Origin of the sequence: Methylobacterium platani (assembly GCF_001653715.1) — a bacterium.
GTDB classification, from domain to species: Bacteria; Pseudomonadota; Alphaproteobacteria; order Rhizobiales; family Beijerinckiaceae; genus Methylobacterium; species Methylobacterium platani.
The window spans coordinates 170,830-188,267 of record NZ_LWHQ01000010.1 but is presented as its reverse complement, the minus strand read 5'-3'; the positions used below and the strand labels follow the sequence as shown (position 1 = coordinate 188,267).

The 17,438-nt window shown below is 73.1% G+C and carries 14 protein-coding genes; 8 read left to right on the top strand and 6 right to left on the bottom strand.

Annotated elements, in window-relative coordinates; translation table 11 throughout:
* Window positions 1-259: 259 nt before the first annotated feature.
* From prfB to A5481_RS05455, 5 genes are all read right to left on the bottom strand, one after another.
* A protein-coding gene (prfB, locus tag A5481_RS05475) for a peptide chain release factor 2 (protein WP_156312226.1) occupies window positions 260-1,388 on the bottom strand; the annotation gives its coding sequence in 2 pieces (ribosomal slippage) (window positions 260-1,318 and window positions 1,320-1,388; 1,128 coding nt in all).
* 78 nt (window positions 1,389-1,466) lie between these two features.
* Window positions 1,467-1,838, bottom strand: coding sequence for a type II toxin-antitoxin system PemK/MazF family toxin (locus A5481_RS05470; RefSeq protein ID WP_048437596.1), 372 nt, complete (start codon window positions 1,836-1,838; stop codon window positions 1,467-1,469).
* Complete coding sequence (locus A5481_RS05465) at window positions 1,838-2,116, bottom strand: AbrB/MazE/SpoVT family DNA-binding domain-containing protein (protein ID WP_048437595.1); 279 nt, start codon at window positions 2,114-2,116, stop codon at window positions 1,838-1,840. The genes A5481_RS05470 and A5481_RS05465 overlap by 1 nt, the downstream gene beginning before the upstream one ends.
* 64 nt (window positions 2,117-2,180) lie before the next feature.
* Window positions 2,181-4,610: a penicillin-binding protein 1A gene (locus A5481_RS05460; protein ID WP_064503815.1), complete on the bottom strand. Its 2,430-nt coding sequence runs from the start codon at window positions 4,608-4,610 to the stop codon at window positions 2,181-2,183.
* A gap of 202 nt (window positions 4,611-4,812) precedes the next feature.
* Entirely contained in the window at window positions 4,813-6,168 is a 1,356-nt protein-coding gene (locus A5481_RS05455; RefSeq protein ID WP_064503814.1) for an N-acetylmuramoyl-L-alanine amidase, read from the bottom strand.
* A 759-nt stretch (window positions 6,169-6,927) separates the two neighbouring features.
* Here A5481_RS05455 and A5481_RS05450 point away from each other — a divergent pair.
* The 8 genes from A5481_RS05450 (at window position 6,928) to A5481_RS05415 (ending at window position 16,539) form a co-directional block, all read left to right on the top strand.
* Complete coding sequence (locus tag A5481_RS05450) at window positions 6,928-10,170, top strand: Rne/Rng family ribonuclease (RefSeq protein WP_048434956.1); 3,243 nt, start codon at window positions 6,928-6,930, stop codon at window positions 10,168-10,170.
* A 293-nt stretch (window positions 10,171-10,463) separates the two neighbouring features.
* A complete protein-coding gene (locus A5481_RS05445) occupies window positions 10,464-11,786 on the top strand; it encodes a methyl-accepting chemotaxis protein (protein WP_064503813.1) in 1,323 nt (440 codons plus the stop codon).
* 102 nt (window positions 11,787-11,888) lie between these two features.
* Entirely contained in the window at window positions 11,889-12,263 is a 375-nt protein-coding gene (locus A5481_RS05440; RefSeq protein ID WP_048436452.1) for a YciI family protein, read from the top strand.
* Entirely contained in the window at window positions 12,260-13,600 is a 1,341-nt protein-coding gene (locus tag A5481_RS05435; RefSeq protein ID WP_048436453.1) for an RNA polymerase sigma factor, read from the top strand. Before A5481_RS05440 ends, A5481_RS05435 begins: the two co-directional genes overlap by 4 nt.
* A 34-nt stretch (window positions 13,601-13,634) precedes the next feature.
* Complete coding sequence (locus A5481_RS05430; RefSeq protein WP_048436454.1) at window positions 13,635-14,042, top strand: VOC family protein; 408 nt, start codon at window positions 13,635-13,637, stop codon at window positions 14,040-14,042.
* Between the two features lie 64 nt (window positions 14,043-14,106).
* Window positions 14,107-14,571 carry an SRPBCC family protein gene (locus tag A5481_RS05425; RefSeq protein WP_064503812.1) on the top strand — a complete coding sequence of 155 codons (465 nt, stop codon included), beginning with the start codon at window positions 14,107-14,109 and terminating at the stop codon, window positions 14,569-14,571.
* Window positions 14,572-14,589: 18 nt separating this feature from the next.
* Window positions 14,590-15,066 carry a VOC family protein gene (locus A5481_RS05420; protein ID WP_048436669.1) on the top strand — a complete coding sequence of 159 codons (477 nt, stop codon included), beginning with the start codon at window positions 14,590-14,592 and terminating at the stop codon, window positions 15,064-15,066.
* A 78-nt stretch (window positions 15,067-15,144) separates the two neighbouring features.
* Entirely contained in the window at window positions 15,145-16,539 is a 1,395-nt protein-coding gene (locus A5481_RS05415) for a sulfatase family protein (RefSeq protein ID WP_048436670.1), read from the top strand.
* 103 nt (window positions 16,540-16,642) lie between these two features.
* Here the strand turns inward: A5481_RS05415 and A5481_RS05410 are convergent, their stop codons facing one another.
* Complete coding sequence (locus A5481_RS05410; protein WP_048436671.1) at window positions 16,643-17,428, bottom strand: class I SAM-dependent methyltransferase; 786 nt, start codon at window positions 17,426-17,428, stop codon at window positions 16,643-16,645.
* Window positions 17,429-17,438: the final 10 nt, after the last annotated feature.

Sequence of the window (17,438 nt, the reverse complement as noted above, 5' to 3'; positions counted from 1 at the left end):
GCTCCAGGGGCCGCGCCGCCGACCGTTCGGCGGCTGAAGCCCCTCCTCCGACATTCCGCGGACGGTGCCGGCCGAGAACCCGGGATTCGTCGCCGCTGGCGCTTCCGGATGAATCGGAACGCGCCCCGTCCGCTCCTCGCCGCGGCGTCGAGAGCGGACCGCGCGGGAGGACGGGTCGGTCGAACGAGACGGGGCGCGGCCCCTCCCCCGTCCGGAGGAGGCACCGCGCCCCGTCGTCATCCGCGACTGCGAGACACCCTCAGTCGATATCCTCGACCGCGTCCGCCCCGCCATAGACGCGGTGGGCGAGCGAGGCCTCGATCAGGTCGTCGATGTCGCCGTCGAGGACGTCGTCGGGACTGGTCGACTGGGCGCCGGTGCGCAGGTCCTTCACCAGCTGGTACGGCTGGAGCACGTAGGAGCGGATCTGGTGGCCCCAGCCGATATCGGTCTTCGAGGCCGCCTCGGCGTTGGCCTTCTCCTCGCGCTTCTTCAGCTCGAGCTCGTAGAGGCGGGCGCGCAGCATGTTCCAGGCGGTGGCCCGGTTCTTGTGCTGCGAGCGCTCCTGCTGGCACGCCACCACGATCCCGGTCGGGTTGTGGGTGATGCGCACCGCCGAATCGGTGGTGTTGACGTGCTGGCCGCCGGCGCCCGACGACCGGTAGGTGTCGATCCGGCAATCCGATTCCTTGATCTCGATCGTGATCCGGTCGTCGATGACCGGATAGACCCAGACGCTGGCGAAGCTGGTGTGTCGCCGGGCGTTGGAATCGTAAGGAGAGATCCGCACCAGGCGGTGGACGCCCGATTCGGTCTTGAGCCAGCCATAGGCGTTGTGGCCCTTGATCAGGAGCGTGGCGCCCTTGATCCCGGCCTCCTCGCCGTCCGACCACTCGACGATCTCGACCTTGTACTTCCGGCGCTCGGCCCAGCGGGCATACATGCGCTGGAGCATGTTGGCCCAGTCCTGGCTCTCGGTGCCGCCGGCGCCGGCATGGACCTCGACATAGGTGTCGTTGCCGTCGGCCTCGCCCGAGAGCAGGGTTTCGATCTGCCGGCGCGCGCCTTCCGCCTGCACGGCGCGGATCTGCTCCTCGCCCTCGCGGATGCTGGCGGTGTCGCCCTCCATCTCGCCGAGCTCGATCAGCGTCGCGCCGTCATCCAGCCCCTGCTCGAGGCGACGGATCGCCGTCACGGCCTCGTCGAGCTGCGTGCGCTCGCGCATGACCTTCTGGGCCTCCTCCGGATCGTTCCAGAGCGAGGGGTCCTCCGAGCGGGCGTTTAGCTCCGCGAGGCGCTTGTCAACGGTATCCCAGTCAAAGATGCCTCCTCAGCAGTCCGATCGACTGCTTGGCGGCATCCGAGAGTTGCTCGATCTCGGCGCGCATCTGGTGTGGGTTCACTCACGTGAGGTGGGGTGCCGGGTGATAGCGCCGGGGGCGCCGGGTGTAAACGGCGGGGCGCTCTCAGGCGCCCGGCTCGGGATCGAACAAACTCGCCACCCGGGCTGCGATCTCATCGACGGTCGCGGCATCGACGGTGCCTGCGAGGCGCGCCGAATCATCCGCCAGACGGGAGCGGAGATCGAAACTGCGCAGGTGCGTACAGATGGCGACGCCCGTCACACCGCCCCCGCGGACCGGTACGGCGAGCCCGGCAGCGCGCGCTCCGGCCGCAACCGTCGAAATTACCACGGCAACCGCAACACCGTGGACGTTCACCGCTTCGGGCGTCAAAACGATCCAGTAGTGCCGGTCTCGCATTTCGCGTCCGACGACCGGATTGGGATCGATGGAGTAGATCTCACCGCGCTTCGGAGCTCTCGGGCGAGGCCCCATCAGCCCAGCTCACGTCCGGCTGGCTCACCATCGAGCGCACCGGCAACTCCTTCATAGATCTCGGGCAGATGCTCGGCACCGACGAGAAGTTCGGCCATCGTATAGCGTCGCCGTCTCTGAGATGCAGGCTCGGGAATCGGCACCGCGACGATCGCGCCGTCCTTCACCTTCAGCGCGAGTGCTGTCCCCACACCGGCGCCGATGCTCTCCAGGAGTTCGCTCGGCAAGGTCACGACACGTGCGCCGTCCTGCTCACGAATTTTCGCGATGATCGACATCTGCCACGTCCCCGACTCTGCTACGCATCGTAGCACAGTCGGGAACATGGGGTGAGCGGAGACCTCAGTACAGCCCGCCCGCCTGGGCCGCCCGGTCCGCATCGGCCGGCACCGCCGCCGGCGCCGCCGGCTGGGCGCTGGCCGGGGCCGAGTAGCTGTCGGGCGGGGCCGTGCCGGGCTTGAACGCCTCGAGGATGCCGCCCTCCGAGCCGCCGGCGCGGGTGCCGGAGGCGAGGTTGACGCGGATCAGCTTGATGCCCGGGGGCACGCGGAACGGCGTCGGCGGCTTGTCCTTCAGGGCGGCCTTCAGGAAGTCGCGGGCGACCGGGGCGGCGAGCCCGCCGCCGGTGGCGCTGTCGCCCAGCGAGCGGGGCTTGTCGTAGCCGATGTAGATGCCCACCGCGAGGTCGGGCGAGAAGCCGACGAACCAGGCGTCCTTGGAGTCGTTGGTGGTGCCGGTCTTGCCGGCGAGCGGCTTGCCGATCTCCTTCAGGATCGTGGCGGTGCCGCGCTGGACCACGCCCTCCATGATCGAGACGATCTGGTAGGCGGTGAGCGGGTCGAGGACCTGCTCGGAATCGTCGACCAGCTTCGGCTCGTCCTGGCCCGACCACTTGTCGGCGTCGCAGCCGATGCACTTGCGGGTGTCGTGGCGGTAGATGGTCTCGCCGTTGCGGTCCTGAATCCGGTCGATCAGGGTCGGGCGGATGCGCCGGCCGCCGTTGTCGAGCATCGAGTAGGCGGTGACCATCCGCATCACGGTGGTCTCGCCGGCGCCGAGCGACATCGGCAGCACCGGCAGCATGTCGTCGTAGACGCCGAAGCGGCGGGCGTACTCGGCGATCAACGGCATGCCGACGTCCTTGGCGAGCCGCACCGTCATCAGGTTCTTCGAGTGCTCGATGCCGTAGCGCAGGGTGTGGGGGCCCCCGCCGGCCTTGCCGCCGTAGTTCGTCGGGGTCCAGGCCTCCTGGCCGGGGCCCGCCTCGATGGTGATCGGCGTGTCGAGCACGAGCGAGGACGGGGTGTAGCCGTTGTCGAGCGCCGCCGAGTAGACGATCGGCTTGAACGACGAGCCGGGCTGGCGCATCGCCTGGGTGGCGCGGTTGAACTCGCTCTCGTCGTAGGAGAAGCCGCCGACCATCGCGTGGACGCGACCGGTATAGGGGTCCATCGCCACGATGGCGCCCGACACCTCGGGGATCTGGCGCAGCCGGTAGGCGTTGCCCGCGCCCTCCAGCCGCTCGACATAGACGACGTCGCCGGGATTGAGCGCGGCGGCGACGCCGCGGCCGGTCCAGCGCACGCCTTCGGCCGTGATCAGGCCGGTCTCGCGGTCCTTCGAGACCTGCCCCGAGCTCTCGCGCTTCGGCTGCAGGCCGATCGTCGCCCGCCCGCCCGAGGTGTCGAGCACCACCGCGAGCCGCCAGGGCTGCACGTCGCCGAGCGCCGGCACCTCGGCCACCGCCATGCCCCAGTCGCGGCCGGCGAGCTCGACCCGGGTCTTGGCGCCGCGCCAGCCGCGGGCCTGGTCGTAGCGCACCAGGCCGTCGACGAGCGCCTTGCGGGCCATCGCCTGCATCTTCGGGTCGAGGGTGGTGCGCACCGACAGGCCGCCCTCGTAGAGCTTCTTCTCGCCGTAGCGCTCGGAGATCTCGCGCCGGACCTCCTCGGCGAAGTAGTTCGCGTTGGCGGTGTTCGGCGAGACGGAGCGCGGGTTGACGCCGAGCGGCAGCTTGCGCTCCGATTCGGCCTCCTCCTTGGTGATGTACCCGTTCTGGGCCATCAGGCCGATGATCTCGTTGCGGCGCGCAAGCGCCTGCTGGGTGCGGCGGTAGGGGTGGTAGTTGTTCGGGCCCTTGGGCAGCGCCGCGAGATAGGCCGCCTCGTGGATCGTCAGCTCGTGCACCGACTTGCCGAAATAGTCGAGCGCGGCGGCCGCGATGCCGTGCAGGTTGCGGCCCGGCACGATCGTGCCGAGGAAGATCTCGTTGAGGTAGAGCTCGAGGATCTTGTCCTTCGAGTAGGTCGATTCGATGCGCAGCGCGATCAGCGCCTCGCGAATCTTGCGGTCGAAGGTCTGCTCGCTCGACAAGAGGAAGTTCTTGGCGACCTGCTGGGTGATGGTCGAGGCGCCCTGCTTCTTGCCGCTCGAGGCGTTGGTCAGGGCCGCCCGGACGATGCCCTCGGGATCGATGCCGCCGTGCTTGTAGAAGTTCTTGTCCTCGGCCGACAGGAAGGCCGCGATGACGATCTTCGGCATCGCCTGGATCGGCAGGTAGAGCCGGCGCTCGCGGGCATACTCGGCGAGCAGGCTGCCGTCGGCGGCGTGGACGCGGGTCATCACCGGCGGCTCGTAGTTGGCGAGCGCCGCGTGGTCGGGCAGGTCGCGCGAGTACTTCCAGAAGAAGTAGCCGCCCGCCGCGGCACCGACGACGACCGCCATCGCGCCGATGCTGAACAGGAAGCCGAAGAAGCGGAGGATGAAGCGCATCGAAACCCGATCCGTCGATGATGCCGCACGGCCCGTAAGGCCTGCTCTGTAGCCCGAGACAGGTGGCGGAGGCCACGCCCGGGCACGGCTCCTCACGAGAACGCGACCGTCACGACGACGCGCTGCCGCACCCGCGCTTAGCGGAGGAGGAACGCGAAATCCAGGACAGCGAGGGGCCGACGGGGCTCTATCGACACGGGATCTATGGTGAAACTGGGGCGGGTCCGATCTGGCCCGGCGCGATCTGCGCGGCGCGGCCGATCTGGGCGGCGCGGCCGGCGCCGGGCGCCTCCGCCCCGCGGGCGGTGACGGCGGGGGGCAGGCGGGCGGCGAAGAACGTCTCGATCGCCCCGGCCATCTGCGCCGTGACCTGGGCCCGCCACTCGTCGGAGAGCAGCAGGTCGAGGTCGCGCTTGCTCGACAGGTAGCCGAGCTCGACCAGCACCGAGGGCACGTCGGGCGAGCGCAGCACCCGGAACCCCGCCTCGCGGTGGGGCTTCACGCTCATCTCCATCACGCCGGAGAGGCGGGTGAGCAGCCCCTGGGCGAACCGGGCGGAGAAGCCGCGGGTCTCGCGCAGGGTCAGCTCCTGCAGGATGTCGGCGACGTCGCCCGGGCCGTCGCCCTGGTCGGCGCCGGCGGCGGCATCCGCCTTGTTCTCGCGGTCGGCGAGCCGGGCCGACGCGGCGTCGGTGGCCTTCTCCGAGCCGGTATAGATCGTGGCGCCGCGCACCTGCGGGGCGGCCGAGATCGAATCGGCGTGGATCGACACGAACAGGTCGGCCCGCGCGTCGCGGGCGATGCGCACCCGCTCGGCCAGGGGCACGAACACGTCGCGGTCGCGGGTCATCTGCACCCGGAACCGCCCGCCGGCCTCGAGCCGCTGCACCAGCCCTTGGGCGACCCCGAACACGATGTCCTTCTCGAAGACCCCGTTGCCCGCGATGGCACCCGGATCGATGCCGCCGTGGCCGGCATCGACGATGACGAGGGGACGCGAATCGCCCGCCTCGCGGGCCGGCGGGCCCGCCGGGCGGGCGGGCTCGGGCGGCTGGGCCGCGCGCCGGAACGCCTCGCGGTCGGCGCGGGCGAGATCGACGGTCAGCAGGGTCGCCCCGTCCCGCGGGCGGGTCGTGGTGGCGACCCGCGCCACGGTGGCGGCCTGGGCGAGGTCGATGACGATGCGCGAGCGGCCGGGGGCGAACAGCCCGTAGCGGTAGGAGGCGACGAGGCCGTCGCGCTTGCGCCCGGCCTCGGGGGGAAGCTGGAAGTTGACCTCCGGCAGGTCGACGATCGCCCGGTCCGGCCGCTCCATGACGAAGGCCCGGGCCTCGACGGGCCGCGACAGCACGACGGTCAGGCGGGTGCCGCCCTCCGGGGCCGCCGCCGTCTCGGCGGCGATCGCCACCGCGGGGCGGTCCTGAGCCGGACGGTCCTGAGCGGGACGGTCCTGGACCGCCTGGTCGGCGGCGAGGCCGGCGGCGGGCAGGGCGAGGCAGGCCGCCGCCAGGGCGACGGCGCGGAGCATCGGGCGGATCGGACGTGCGCGTGTCGGCATGGTCTCGCGGCGACTTCAGGCGGCATCCCAGTTACGCGATAACCGCGTCATGGTTAACGCATCGCAAAGCCGTTCGGATCGCCGTCGCCCGGCTGTGGCGAAGAAGGGACAGGCGGAGGACGGGAGGCGGGTCGTTCCCCCGGCAATGATGCTTGCAAATTCCGCCGGACACTCTGTAATGATGATGACCCCTGCCCGTTGCCGCCGGCTTCTCGCCGCGGCCCACGGGCTCGCCCGGGCGCTCCAGCAGCGGCTTCGGCGCAGGCCGGCCGCCGGCGGATCGTCCGACGATCTCGCGAGCCGGGCAGGTGTCGCTGATCCGCGGCGGCGTTCGCCAACGTCGTCGCCCGTTTTTACCGGCGGCCGGACCCTCGTGTCCCGGCGCCTCGATTCGAAAGGTCGGTGGGAGTATGCGTGGACGCACAGCCTCGGATTTCGAAGCTGCCGTCCCCGGCGCGCGCGTCCGGCGTCGCGCCCGTCCGCGCTCCCTGCCCCCGGCCATCGTCAACCCCTCGCGCGCGTGGATGCGCGCAGCGGCGATTGACGGCACCCCCCGCACGACATCATCCGCCGCGCCCGACCGGGCACGGCACGGGAGAGCCCACCCGGCACGGGTTTCCGCGCCCGGGGCGGCACCGGACTACGGAGGCTCGTCCTCCCGCGCACGGCCAGGCTCCCTGAGGCGCACAGCCTCACGGCCTGTTCCCGGATGGCCCCGTCCCGCGGCGCTGCCGTCGATCGCCATGCCGAAAGTTCGTCATGGCCAACAAGATGCTCATCGATGCCGCCCACCCGGAGGAAACTCGGGTGGTGACGGTCAAGGGTTCCAAGATCGAGGAATTCGACTTCGAATCCGCTAGCCGCCGCCAGCTGCGGGGCAACATCTATCTCGCCAAGGTCACGCGGGTCGAGCCGTCGCTGCAGGCCGCCTTCGTCGAGTACGGCGGCAACCGCCACGGCTTCCTCGCCTTCAGCGAGATCCATCCCGACTACTACCAGATCCCGATCGCCGACCGGATGGCGCTCCTCGAGGAGGAGGCGCGGGCCGAGCGCGAGCACGAGGAGCGTCCCGAGCGCCAGGAGCGCGGCGAGCGCGGCGAGCGCCAGGAGCGCGGCGACCAGCCGCGGCGCCGGCGCCGGCGCGGCCGCCGGGCCGAGGCCTCCTCGCGCCCGGCCGACGCCGTGGTGAGCGCTCCCGCCGACGAGGCGCAGGAGCACGGCGCCCAGGAGAGCGGTGCCCAGGAGAGCGGCGCCCACGAGACCGGCACCCGGGAGAGCGGCTGGCAGGACGCGCATCCCCGGGAGACGCTGGAGCAGGAGACCTTCGCGCAGGAGGCCCCGCGGCCGGAGGGCTTCGAGGCCGAGGGCGGCGAGCACCCGGCGCAGGAGACCGCCTCGGCCGGCGAGACCCCGGCGGCCGAGCCGCACGGGTCGTCCGTCGATGCGCCGGTCGCGGTCCAGGCCGACGAGGCCGTCGTGCAGCACGACGCGGTGCAGCCCGATTCGGCGCAGCAGGCGCCCGCCGCCGAGCACGAGGCCGCCCCGGTGCAGGGCGAGGCCGGCGCCGAGACCCCGGCGGCGATCGCCGCCGCCGTGTCGGCGGAGCCCGCTGCCGTCGGGACCGGCGTCGACGAGACCGCCGAGACCACCGAGACCGCCGGGACGGACGCGCCCGTCGAGGCCGCCCTGCCCCAGCCCGTCGCCGCCTCGCAGCCGGTCGATGCCGCGGAGATCGCGGCCGACGAGGATGCGGACGAGTCCGACGAGGACGACGATTCGGACGAGGACGACGACGCGGACGAGGATGAGGACGAGTCCGACGAGGACGAGGACGAGGACGGCGAGGACGACGACGAGGACGATCACGAGGAGGCCGTCGTCGAGCAGGTCGGCGGCCGCGGCGACGCGCTGGCCGAGATCCCCGAGCGCCCCCGCACCCCGCGCCGGCACTACAAGATCCAGGAGGTGATCAAGCGCCGCCAGGTCATCCTGGTCCAGGTCGTCAAGGAGGAGCGCGGCACCAAGGGCGCGGCGCTCACCACCTACCTGTCGCTGGCCGGCCGCTACTCGGTGCTGATGCCCAATACCGGCCGGGGCGGCGGCATCTCGCGCAAGATCACCAGCGCGGCCGACCGCAAGCGCCTGAAGGAGATCGCCACCGACCTCGAGGTGCCCGAGGGGATGGGCGTCATCCTGCGCACGGCCGGCGCCTCGCGCACCAAGCCGGAGATCAAGCGCGACTTCGAGTACCTGATGCGGCTGTGGGAGAGCGTGCGCGAGCTGACGCTGTCGTCCTCGGCGCCGGCGCTCGTCTACGAGGAAGGCTCGCTGATCAAGCGCGCCATCCGCGACCTCTACAACAAGGACATCGACGAGGTTCTGGTCGCGGGCGACGACGCCTACCGCGAGGCCAAGGACTTCATGCGGATGCTGATGCCGACGCAGTCGAAGGTGGTGAAGCCCTACCGCGACCCGTCGCCGCTCTTCGCCCGCTTCGGGATCGAGCAGCAGCTCGATGCGATGTTCTCCAACCACGTCTCCCTGCGCTCGGGCGGCTACCTCGTCATCAACCCGACCGAGGCGCTGGTCTCGATCGACGTGAACTCGGGGCGCGCCACCCGCGAGCACGACATCGAGGACACCGCGCTCAAGACGAACCTGGAGGCCGCCGAGGAGGTGGCGCGCCAGCTGCGCCTGCGCGACCTCGCCGGCCTCATCGTCATCGACTTCATCGACATGGAGGAGAAGCGGAACAACCGCGCCGTCGAGAAGAAGCTGAACGAGTGCCTGAAGAACGACCGTGCCCGCATCCAGGTCGGCCGGATCTCGCCCTTCGGCCTGCTCGAGATGTCGCGCCAGCGCATCCGTACCGGCGTGCTCGAATCGTCCTCGGTGCCCTGCCCGCATTGCGGCGGCTCGGGCTTCGTGCGGGCGACCGCCTCGGTGGCCCTGCTGATCCTGCGGGCGATCGAGGAGGCGCTGATCAAGTCGAGCAGCCACAACCTGGTGCTGCGCACCCGGACCGAGGTCGCGCTCTACATCCTCAACCAGAAGCGCGCCCACCTGCACGAGCTCGAGGCCCGGTACGGTGCCGCGATCATCATCGCGGCCGACGAGCGGCTCGCCGCTACCTCGGCCTTCCACCTCGAGCGCGGCGAGCCGGCCCAGCGGATCGAGCCGCGCCCGGTGACCAGCATCCGCGCCGAGGCGGTGCTGCCGCCGCCGCTCGAGGAGGATGACGAGGACGAGGAGATCGTCGAGGAGACCGGCGAGGCCGAGGCCGAGGTCGAAGGCGACGAGGCCGAGATCGAGACCGAGACCGACGACGAGGCCGCCGAGGGTGCGCCGCGCGGCGAGGACGAGGGCGGGGGCAAGCGCCGCCGCCGCCGTCGCCGCCGTCGCGGCCGCGGCGAGCGCGGCGAGGCCGGCGATGCCGAGGGCGAGACCGAGGAGGCCGCGGCCGAGGGCGCCGTGGACGAGGCGGTGTCGATCCCGATCACCGAGGACGGCGCCGCTCCCGAGCGCGAGAGCCGCGAGGAGGCCCTGAGCCGGCGGCGCCGGCGCGGCCGCCGCGGCGGCCGCGGGCGCGACCGCTTCGAGGAGACCGGCGGGTCGATCGGCGACGAGGTCGTGGCCGGGTCCGAGCCGGGCGAGGCCGGCGGCAGCCTGGTGCAGGATGCCCTGGCCGAGGAGATCGTCGCCCTCGACGAGATCGCCGGCTCGGGTCCCGAGGCCGTCGGCGGCCCGGTCGCGGCGCCGGACCTCCCGGCCGTCGAGCGCGAGGCCCTGACCGTCGAGGCGATCGAGGCTCCCGCCGGATCGTCCGAGCCGACGACGGAGCCCGGCCAGGGTTCCGAGGCGGCGGCCGAGCCCGCTGCCGAGGCCCCGGCCGCCGTGCCGGAGCCCGAGCCGGTCGCGGTCGTGCTGACCCCGCCCGATCCGGATCGTCCGAAGCGGGCCGGCTGGTGGTCCCGCACCAAGGCGGCGATCGGCGGCGAGTGACCGCCGGCGGACCGGGCGTCGCCCGGTCCGGGCGATGAACCGATGCAAGCGAGGCGGGCCGCGTTCCGGGAGGGGCGCGGCCCGTTTCGTTGCGGCCTTACGCCGCTGCACGGAATGCGTGCAGAACCCGGTCGTGCGGCGTGGCCGCCGCCGCCGGAGAGTCGACGATTCGAACGCGCGATCAATGACCTAGGGTCACCTAACCCGCTAGACGCAGGGTCAGGGTCAGCGTTAACCGAACCGATACGCGAGGTACGGGAAATGATCCTGTTGCCCTCGTCAGAGCTACCGCCATGTTCCGCTCCCGCCGCACGCCTCCACCCGCTCCGACCGAGACGCCGGAGATGGTCGAGGACCGCCTCGCCGGTCTCGTCGACCGGGCCGGAGAGGCCGGAGCGGCGCCCGGGAGCGGACGCCTCGCCGTCGCCCTCGGGCGGCTCCTCGGCCAGATGCGGGAGGGCGCCGCCGCGGACCTCGCCAGCGTCGCCCGGGTCGCGGCCGACGCCTCGGAGGGCGCCACGGTCCTCGGCTGGATGACCCACGATGCCGGCGAGATCGCCGGGCAGACCCGCGCCATGGCGGCGGCGGTCGAGGAGGTCGCCGCCTCGACCCGGGAGCTCGCCGGCCGCTCGCAGGCCAGCGCCGACCTCGCCGCCCAGGCGAGTGCCGGCATCGCGGCCTGCGCCGCGGACATGCGCGAGGCGAGCGGCACCATGGCGGCGATCGAGACCCATGCCGGGCAGATCGAGCAGCGCCTGACCGGCTTCGAGGGCGCCGCGCTCCAGATCCAGGAGATGGCCGGCACGATCGAGGCGATCTCGAGCCAGACCAACCTGCTCGCGCTCAACGCGACAATCGAGGCGGCGCGGGCCGGCGAGGCGGGCCGCGGCTTCGCCGTGGTGGCCGCCGAGGTCAAGCAGCTCTCCGGCCAGACCGCCCGGGCGACCGAGCAGATCCGCGGCCGCCTCGCGGTGCTGCTGCAGGAGCTCGCCGCCATCCAGGCCGCGGTGGCCGAGAGCCGCCAGGCGGTGGCGGGCGGCACCGCCGCGGTCGCCCGCGTCGAGGCTCGCGTCATGCAGGAAGGCGAGGCCGTCGCCCGCTCGGCGGAGGGGATCCGGGCGCTCGCCGACGTGCTGGGCCAGCAGGAATCGGCCACCGCCGAGATCTCGGCCGGCGTCCAGGGCGTCGCCGGCAAGGCGCAGAAGACCCGCACCGAGATCGACGGGCTGATGGCGATCCTGGTCCGGGCCGAGACCGCCGCGAAGGCGGCGCTCGATGCCGGTGCGGGACGGGGCCTGCCGGCCTACGCGCTCGTGCGCCTGCCGGCGGATGTCGGCGCCTGGAAGCGCCGCCTCGCGGCCGCCCTCGTCGGGCTCGGCGCCGCGGGCGAGGCGGTGCCGCCCTTCGGCGAGGCCGCGGCGGATCTCGGGCTGGAGGCCGCCGATCCGGCCGCCGCCCGGCTGCTCGCCGCCGGCGCCGAGGCGCGGCGTCACGCCGCCGCGATGACCGAGGCCCTGGCGGTGCATGCCTGGGACAAGGCGATCCCGGCCTTCCAGGCCTTCGAGGCCGCCGCCAGGACGATGGTGGACAGCGCCGGGGGCATCGCACGGCCCTGATCGGGGCGCCCCGCGGACCCGGTCGCCGCGGGCGGATATTTCGGCGATCCTCGTCTGAGTCGGGCCGCGTCGCGCGTCCTTGCGACGAGAGGGGGATCCGCCATGCTCTACGCCATCCTGTGCTACAAGGACGAGGACGTCGTCGCCGCCTGGAGCGCGGCGGAGGACGGCGCGGTGATGGAGCGGCTCGGCCGCGTCCATGAGGACCTGGAGCGCCGGGGCAAGCTCGGGCCCTCGCTGCGGCTCCTGCCGACCACCGCGGCCACCACCCTGCGCAAGGCGAGCGACCCGCCCCTGGTGATCGACGGCCCCTTCGCCGAGACGAAGGAGCAGCTGCTCGGCTTCTACGTCGTCGACGTCGCCGACCTCGACGAGGCGCTGGCCATCGCCCGCGACCTCGCCGCCGCCAATCCCGGCGGCGCCTACGAGCTGCGGCCGGTCCTGCTCTACAATCCCGATCCCCGGAAAGCCGGATGAGCGAGGCCTCGCCCGACGCCGCCTGGCTCGCCGCCGCCCTCGCGGCGGCGCGGCCGCGGGTGCTCGCCGCCCTGCTGCGGGCGTTCCGCGATCTCGACACCGCCGAGGAGGCCTTCCAGGAGGCGAGCCTGCGCGCGCTGCGGACCTGGCCCCGGACCGGGCCGCCGCGGGACGTCGCCGCCTGGCTGATCCTCGTCGGGCGCAACGCCGCCCTCGACGGCCGGCGCCGCCTCGCACGCGAGGCGCCGCTGCCCGCCGACGACGCGCTCCCGGACCATCCGGCGTCGGATCTCGACGATGCCGAGACGCCGCTCGTCGAGGCGATCGACGCGCGGGACTACCGCGACGACGTCCTGCGGCTCCTGTTCACCTGCTGCCACCCGGATCTGCCGGCGACGCAGCAGGTCGCCCTCGCCCTGCGGGTCGTCTCCGGGCTCTCCGTCGCCCGCGTCGCCCGCGCCTTCCTGGTGAGCGAGGCGGCGATGGAGCAGCGCCTGACCCGCGCCAAGGCGCGCATCGCCCGCAGCCCGGTGCCCTACGGCGCGCCGGGGCCGGCCGAGCGGGCGGAGCGGCTCGCGGCCGTCGCGGCGATGCTCTACCTCGTCTTCAATGCCGGTTACTCCGCCGCGACCGGCTCGGAGCGGGCGGCCTTCTGCGACGAGGCGATCCGCCTCGGCCGGCTGCTGCTGCGCCTGTTCGCCGCCGATCCCGAGGTGATGGGGCTGCTCGCCCTGATGCTGCTCCAGCACGCCCGCGCGCCGGCGCGCTTCGACGCCGACGGCGAGATCGTCCTCCTGGACGACCAGGATCGCGGGCTCTGGCGCCGGCCGATGATCGCCGAGGGGCTCGCCCTCGTCGACAAGGCGATGCGCCACCGCAGGCCCGGCCCCTACCAGGTCCAGGCCGCGATCGCGGCGCTGCACGCCCGCGCCGCGCGGGCCCGGGACACCGACTGGGCGGGGATCGACGCGCTCTACGCCGCGCTCGAGCGGATGCAGCCCTCGCCGGTCGTCACCCTCAACCGCGCGGTGGCGAGCGCCAAGGTCGCCGGCCCGGCGGCCGGGCTCGCGCTGGTCGAGCCCCTGGCCGGGGCGCTGCACGGCTACTTCCACTTCCACGGCCTGCGCGGCGCCCTGCTGATGCAGCTCGGCCGGAGCGACGAGGCGCGGGAGGCGATGGGGCGGGCGATCGCGCTCGCCGCGACCCCGGCCGAGGCCGCGCATATCCGCCGCCAGCTCGACCGGCTGGCCCGGGACGCATCCGACGCATCCGAAAAAAATCCGGGCGGGGCTGTCGGGGACGGCCCGGCCCGCACGTCCTGGCAAGCGAGGCCGTAGCGAGAGCCGGCCCGACGCGAGAGGAGAGGACCGCATGAGCGACACCCCCACCATGGCGCCCGTGAAGGGCGGCCTCGTCACCTACCTGATGCTGGACGGCGCCCTGAAGGCGGCCGAGTTCTACGTCCGCGCCTTCGGGGCCGAGATCGTCGCGGCGATGCCGGCCGATCCCCAGGGGCGCACGCCGCACGTGCACCTCGACGTCAACGGCTCGTCGCTGATGCTGAGCGACGCCTTCCCGGAGCATGGCTGCGCGCTCCAGGCGCCGCAGGCCTTCACCCTGACCCTGATGGTCGAGGACATCGACGCCCGCTACGCCCACGCCGTCGAGGCCGGCGCCACCGCCGTCATGCCTCCGGCCGAGATGTTCTGGGGCGACCGCTACGGCCAGCTGCGCGACCCCTTCGGGGTGGTCTGGGCAATGAACCAGCAGAAGCGCTGAGCCGTCGCCGGGACCGGTCGCGGCCGGTCCCCCGTCCCCCCCTGCCCCCGCCGGGAGCCCGCCGATGACCGATCCGACCGGACGCGACCTCGTCCTCACCCGCCTGATCCCCGCCCCGCTGGCCGCGCTCTACCGGGCCTGGACCGAGCCGGCGCTGCTCAAGCGGTGGTTCGCCCCCCACCCCTTCACGGTCGCGGACGCCGAGACCGATCCCCGCCCGGGCGGGTCCACCCGCATCGTCATGCGGGGCCCGGACGGCGCCGAGTTCGCCAGTGCCGGCGTCTATCTCGACCTGGTCGAGAATGCCCGCATCGTCTTCACCGACGCCTATACGCACGCCTGGGAGCCGGCGGCGAAGCCGTTCTTCACCGGCATCATCACCTTCGCGCCCGAGGGCGGCGGCACCCGCTACACGGCGCTCGCCCGGCACTGGAATGCGGAGGACCGCGCCGCCCACGAGGCGATGGGCTTCCACGACGGCTGGGGCCGCTGCACCGACCAGCTCGCCGCCCTCGCGGCCCGGCTCTGACGACGGGAGAGACGCATCATGGCCAAGGTCGGCACCTGCCTGTGGTTCGCGCGCGACGCCGAGGAGGCGGTGCGTACTTACGTCTCCCTGGTTCCGGATTCGCGCATCGAATCGATCCTGCGCGCGCCGGGGCCGTGGCCCGGGGGCGCGCCCGGCGACGCGATCCTGGTGGCGTTCACCCTCGGCGGGCAGCGCTTCCAGGCCCTGAACGGCGGGACCCGGGCCGAGTACGGCACCGCCGCCTCGATCGCCGTCGCCTGCCCGGACCAGGCCGCAATCGACCGGCTGTGGGAGGGCCTGCTCGACGGGGGCGGCGCCGAGATCCAGTGCGGCTGGCTGCGCGACCGCTGGGGCGTGCCCTGGCAGGTCTTTCCCGAGATCCTGCCGCGCCTCCTCGCCGATCCGGACCCGGCCCGCGCCGCCCGGGTCTTCGCGGCGATGCAGGACATGGTCCGGATCGACGTCGCGGCCCTGGAGCGCGCCGCCGCCGGCTGACCGCCCGGTTGCCCGCCGGTGCGCCGCCCCGTAGCCTGGCCGGGAGGAACGCGCACCGGAGGGCGGACGATGACGGGCATGACGCGCAGGCGCGTGCTGGGCAGCGCGGCCGCCGGGGCGGCGTCGCTTGCCGGACCGCGGGCGGCCCGGGCGGCGCAAGGGCCGAACATCGTCTTCATCATGGCGGACGACCTCGGCTACGCCGACATCGCCGCCTACGGCCGGCCCGATCTCGCCACCCCGCAGATCGACCGGATCGCCGCGACGGGCGTGCGCTTCACGCAGGCCTACGCCAATTCGGCGGTGTGCTCGGCCACCCGCACGGCCCTCATCACCGGGCGCTACCAGTACCGCCTGCCCGTCGGGCTCGAGGAGCCGGTCACGACCCGCTTCGCCGGCGGCCTGCCGGCGGAGCAGCCGACCCTGCCGGGCCTGCTGCGGCAGGCCGGCTACCGCACGGCGCTCGTCGGCAAGTGGCATCTCGGCAGCGTGCGGGATTGCGGACCGCTGCAGCGCGGCTACGATGCGTTCTGGGGCTTTCGCGGCGGCACGATCGACTACTTCAGCCACCGCGGCACCGACGACAAGCCGGACCTGTGGGACGGCGACGTGCGGATCGAGGAGGTCGGCTACGCCACCCACCTGCTGGGCCGGCACGCGGTCGAGACGATCGCGGCGTCGGCGAAGGCCGGGCGGCCGTTCTTCCTCAGCCTGCACTTCAACGCGCCGCACTGGCCCTGGGAGGCTCCCGAGGACGAGGCCGAGTCGCGCCGCATCGCGGGCAGCAACCTGCGCCACTTCGACGGCGGCACCCAGGCGACCTACCGGCGCATCGTGGCGGAGATGGATATCCAGGTCGGCCGCGTCCTCGACGCCCTGGAGGCGAACGGCGTCGCCGAGGACACGATCGTGGTGTTCACGAGCGACAACGGCGGCGAGCGCTTCTCGGATACCTGGCCGTTCACCGGCCGCAAGACCGAGCTGCTGGAGGGCGGCCTGCGCATCCCGGCCCTCGTCTCCTGGCCGCGGCGGCTGAAGGCCGGCCAGGTGTCGAACCAGGCCATGATCACCATGGACTGGCTGCCGACCCTGCTCGCCGCCGCCGGCACCGCGCCGGATCCGGGCTGTCCGCCCGACGGCATCGACCTCCTGCCGATCCTGACCGGGCAGGCGCCGGAGCGGCCCCGCACCTTCTTCTGGCGCTACCGCGCCAACGCGCAAGCCGCGATGCGCGACGGCGACCTGAAATACCTCAAGATCCGCGACCAGACCTTCCTGTTCGACGTGGTCGCCGATCCGCTGGAGCGGGCGAACCTCAAGGCCCGGCGCCCGGAGGATTTCGCGCGGCTGCAGTCGGCCTGGACCGCCTGGGACGCCACCATGCTGCCGGAGCGGGCCGAGAGCTTCTCGGAGACCTATACGGGCGCGCAGCTCGCGGACCATTTCGGGGCGGGCGCGCCGGCACCGAAGTGACGTCTGTTCCCCACGGGTACCGGTTCAAGCCGCTCCCCGTCGGCCCGGATTCCGCTTCGCGGCCCCCGGGACGACGTTGGAGACCGTCGGAACGCGCGGCGGATCAGGCCCGCCGCTCGCACCAGTAGACATGCGTCCGGTACGGGAAGGTCACCTCCGCCCGTCCGGCGAGGTCCGGCGTCCGGGCGATCAGGTCGCGCACGGCCTGCGCCACCCGCGCCCGGTCCGCCTCCGGCAGCGCCGCGATGAAGCTCACCGACAGGGTGCGGTCGAGGATCACCTGCTCCGGGCTCCCCGTATGGCCGTGCGGGAACACCGCCTCGTGCAGCGGGCCGAAGCCCTCGGCCGGAAACAGGGTCCGCCACGCCCCGGTGTGGTAGCGCGGCGCGTCGCCCTCGTGGGCGTTCATGATCGCCGTCAGCTCCCGCACCCAGGGCGTCGCCTCGTCGCGGACGTTCCAGACGAGGCCGAGCCGGCCGCCGATCGCGAGCACCCGGCGGATCTCGGCGAGCGCCGCCTCGGTCGAGAACCAGTGGAAGGCCTGGGCGCAGACGAGGGCGTCGAGGCTGCCGTCGGCGAGGGGCATCGCCTCGGCGGAGCCGGCGCGCGCCGTCACGCCGGGGAGCGCGGCGGCGAGGCGGGCCCGCATGGCGTCGACCGGCTCGATCGCCGTCACGGCGGCGCCGGTGGCGGCGAGGAGCCCGGTGAACTTGCCGGTGCCGGCGCCGAGATCGGCGACCGTCCGGCCGGGCGCGAGGCGCAGGGTCTCGCGCAGCCAGCCGGTCAGGGCGGCCGGGTAGTCGGGCCGCCCCTTGGCGTAGGTCCCGGCGCCCGAGGCGAAGCCGGTCGCGGCGGCGGGATGCAGGTCGCTCCGATGCAGGTCGCTCATCGACGATTCT

Excerpts from the sequence above, each read along its gene's own strand:
- A5481_RS05470 (WP_048437596.1), bottom strand. The coding sequence starts at position 1,838 with ATGGGGCCTCGCCCGAGAGCTCCGAAGCGCGGTGAGATCTACTCCATC.
- A5481_RS05465 (WP_048437595.1), bottom strand. The coding sequence starts at position 2,116 with ATGTCGATCATCGCGAAAATTCGTGAGCAGGACGGCGCACGTGTCGTG.
- A5481_RS05460 (WP_064503815.1), bottom strand. The coding sequence starts at position 4,610 with ATGCGCTTCATCCTCCGCTTCTTCGGCTTCCTGTTCAGCATCGGCGCG.
- A5481_RS05455 (WP_064503814.1), bottom strand. The coding sequence starts at position 6,168 with ATGCCGACACGCGCACGTCCGATCCGCCCGATGCTCCGCGCCGTCGCC.
- A5481_RS05450 (WP_048434956.1), top strand. The coding sequence starts at position 6,928 with ATGGCCAACAAGATGCTCATCGATGCCGCCCACCCGGAGGAAACTCGG.
- A5481_RS05445 (WP_064503813.1), top strand. The coding sequence starts at position 10,464 with ATGTTCCGCTCCCGCCGCACGCCTCCACCCGCTCCGACCGAGACGCCG.
- A5481_RS05440 (WP_048436452.1), top strand. The coding sequence starts at position 11,889 with ATGCTCTACGCCATCCTGTGCTACAAGGACGAGGACGTCGTCGCCGCC.
- A5481_RS05435 (WP_048436453.1), top strand. The coding sequence starts at position 12,260 with ATGAGCGAGGCCTCGCCCGACGCCGCCTGGCTCGCCGCCGCCCTCGCG.
- A5481_RS05430 (WP_048436454.1), top strand. The coding sequence starts at position 13,635 with ATGAGCGACACCCCCACCATGGCGCCCGTGAAGGGCGGCCTCGTCACC.
- A5481_RS05425 (WP_064503812.1), top strand. The coding sequence starts at position 14,107 with ATGACCGATCCGACCGGACGCGACCTCGTCCTCACCCGCCTGATCCCC.
- A5481_RS05420 (WP_048436669.1), top strand. The coding sequence starts at position 14,590 with ATGGCCAAGGTCGGCACCTGCCTGTGGTTCGCGCGCGACGCCGAGGAG.
- A5481_RS05415 (WP_048436670.1), top strand. The coding sequence starts at position 15,145 with ATGACGCGCAGGCGCGTGCTGGGCAGCGCGGCCGCCGGGGCGGCGTCG.
- A5481_RS05410 (WP_048436671.1), bottom strand. The coding sequence starts at position 17,428 with ATGAGCGACCTGCATCGGAGCGACCTGCATCCCGCCGCCGCGACCGGC.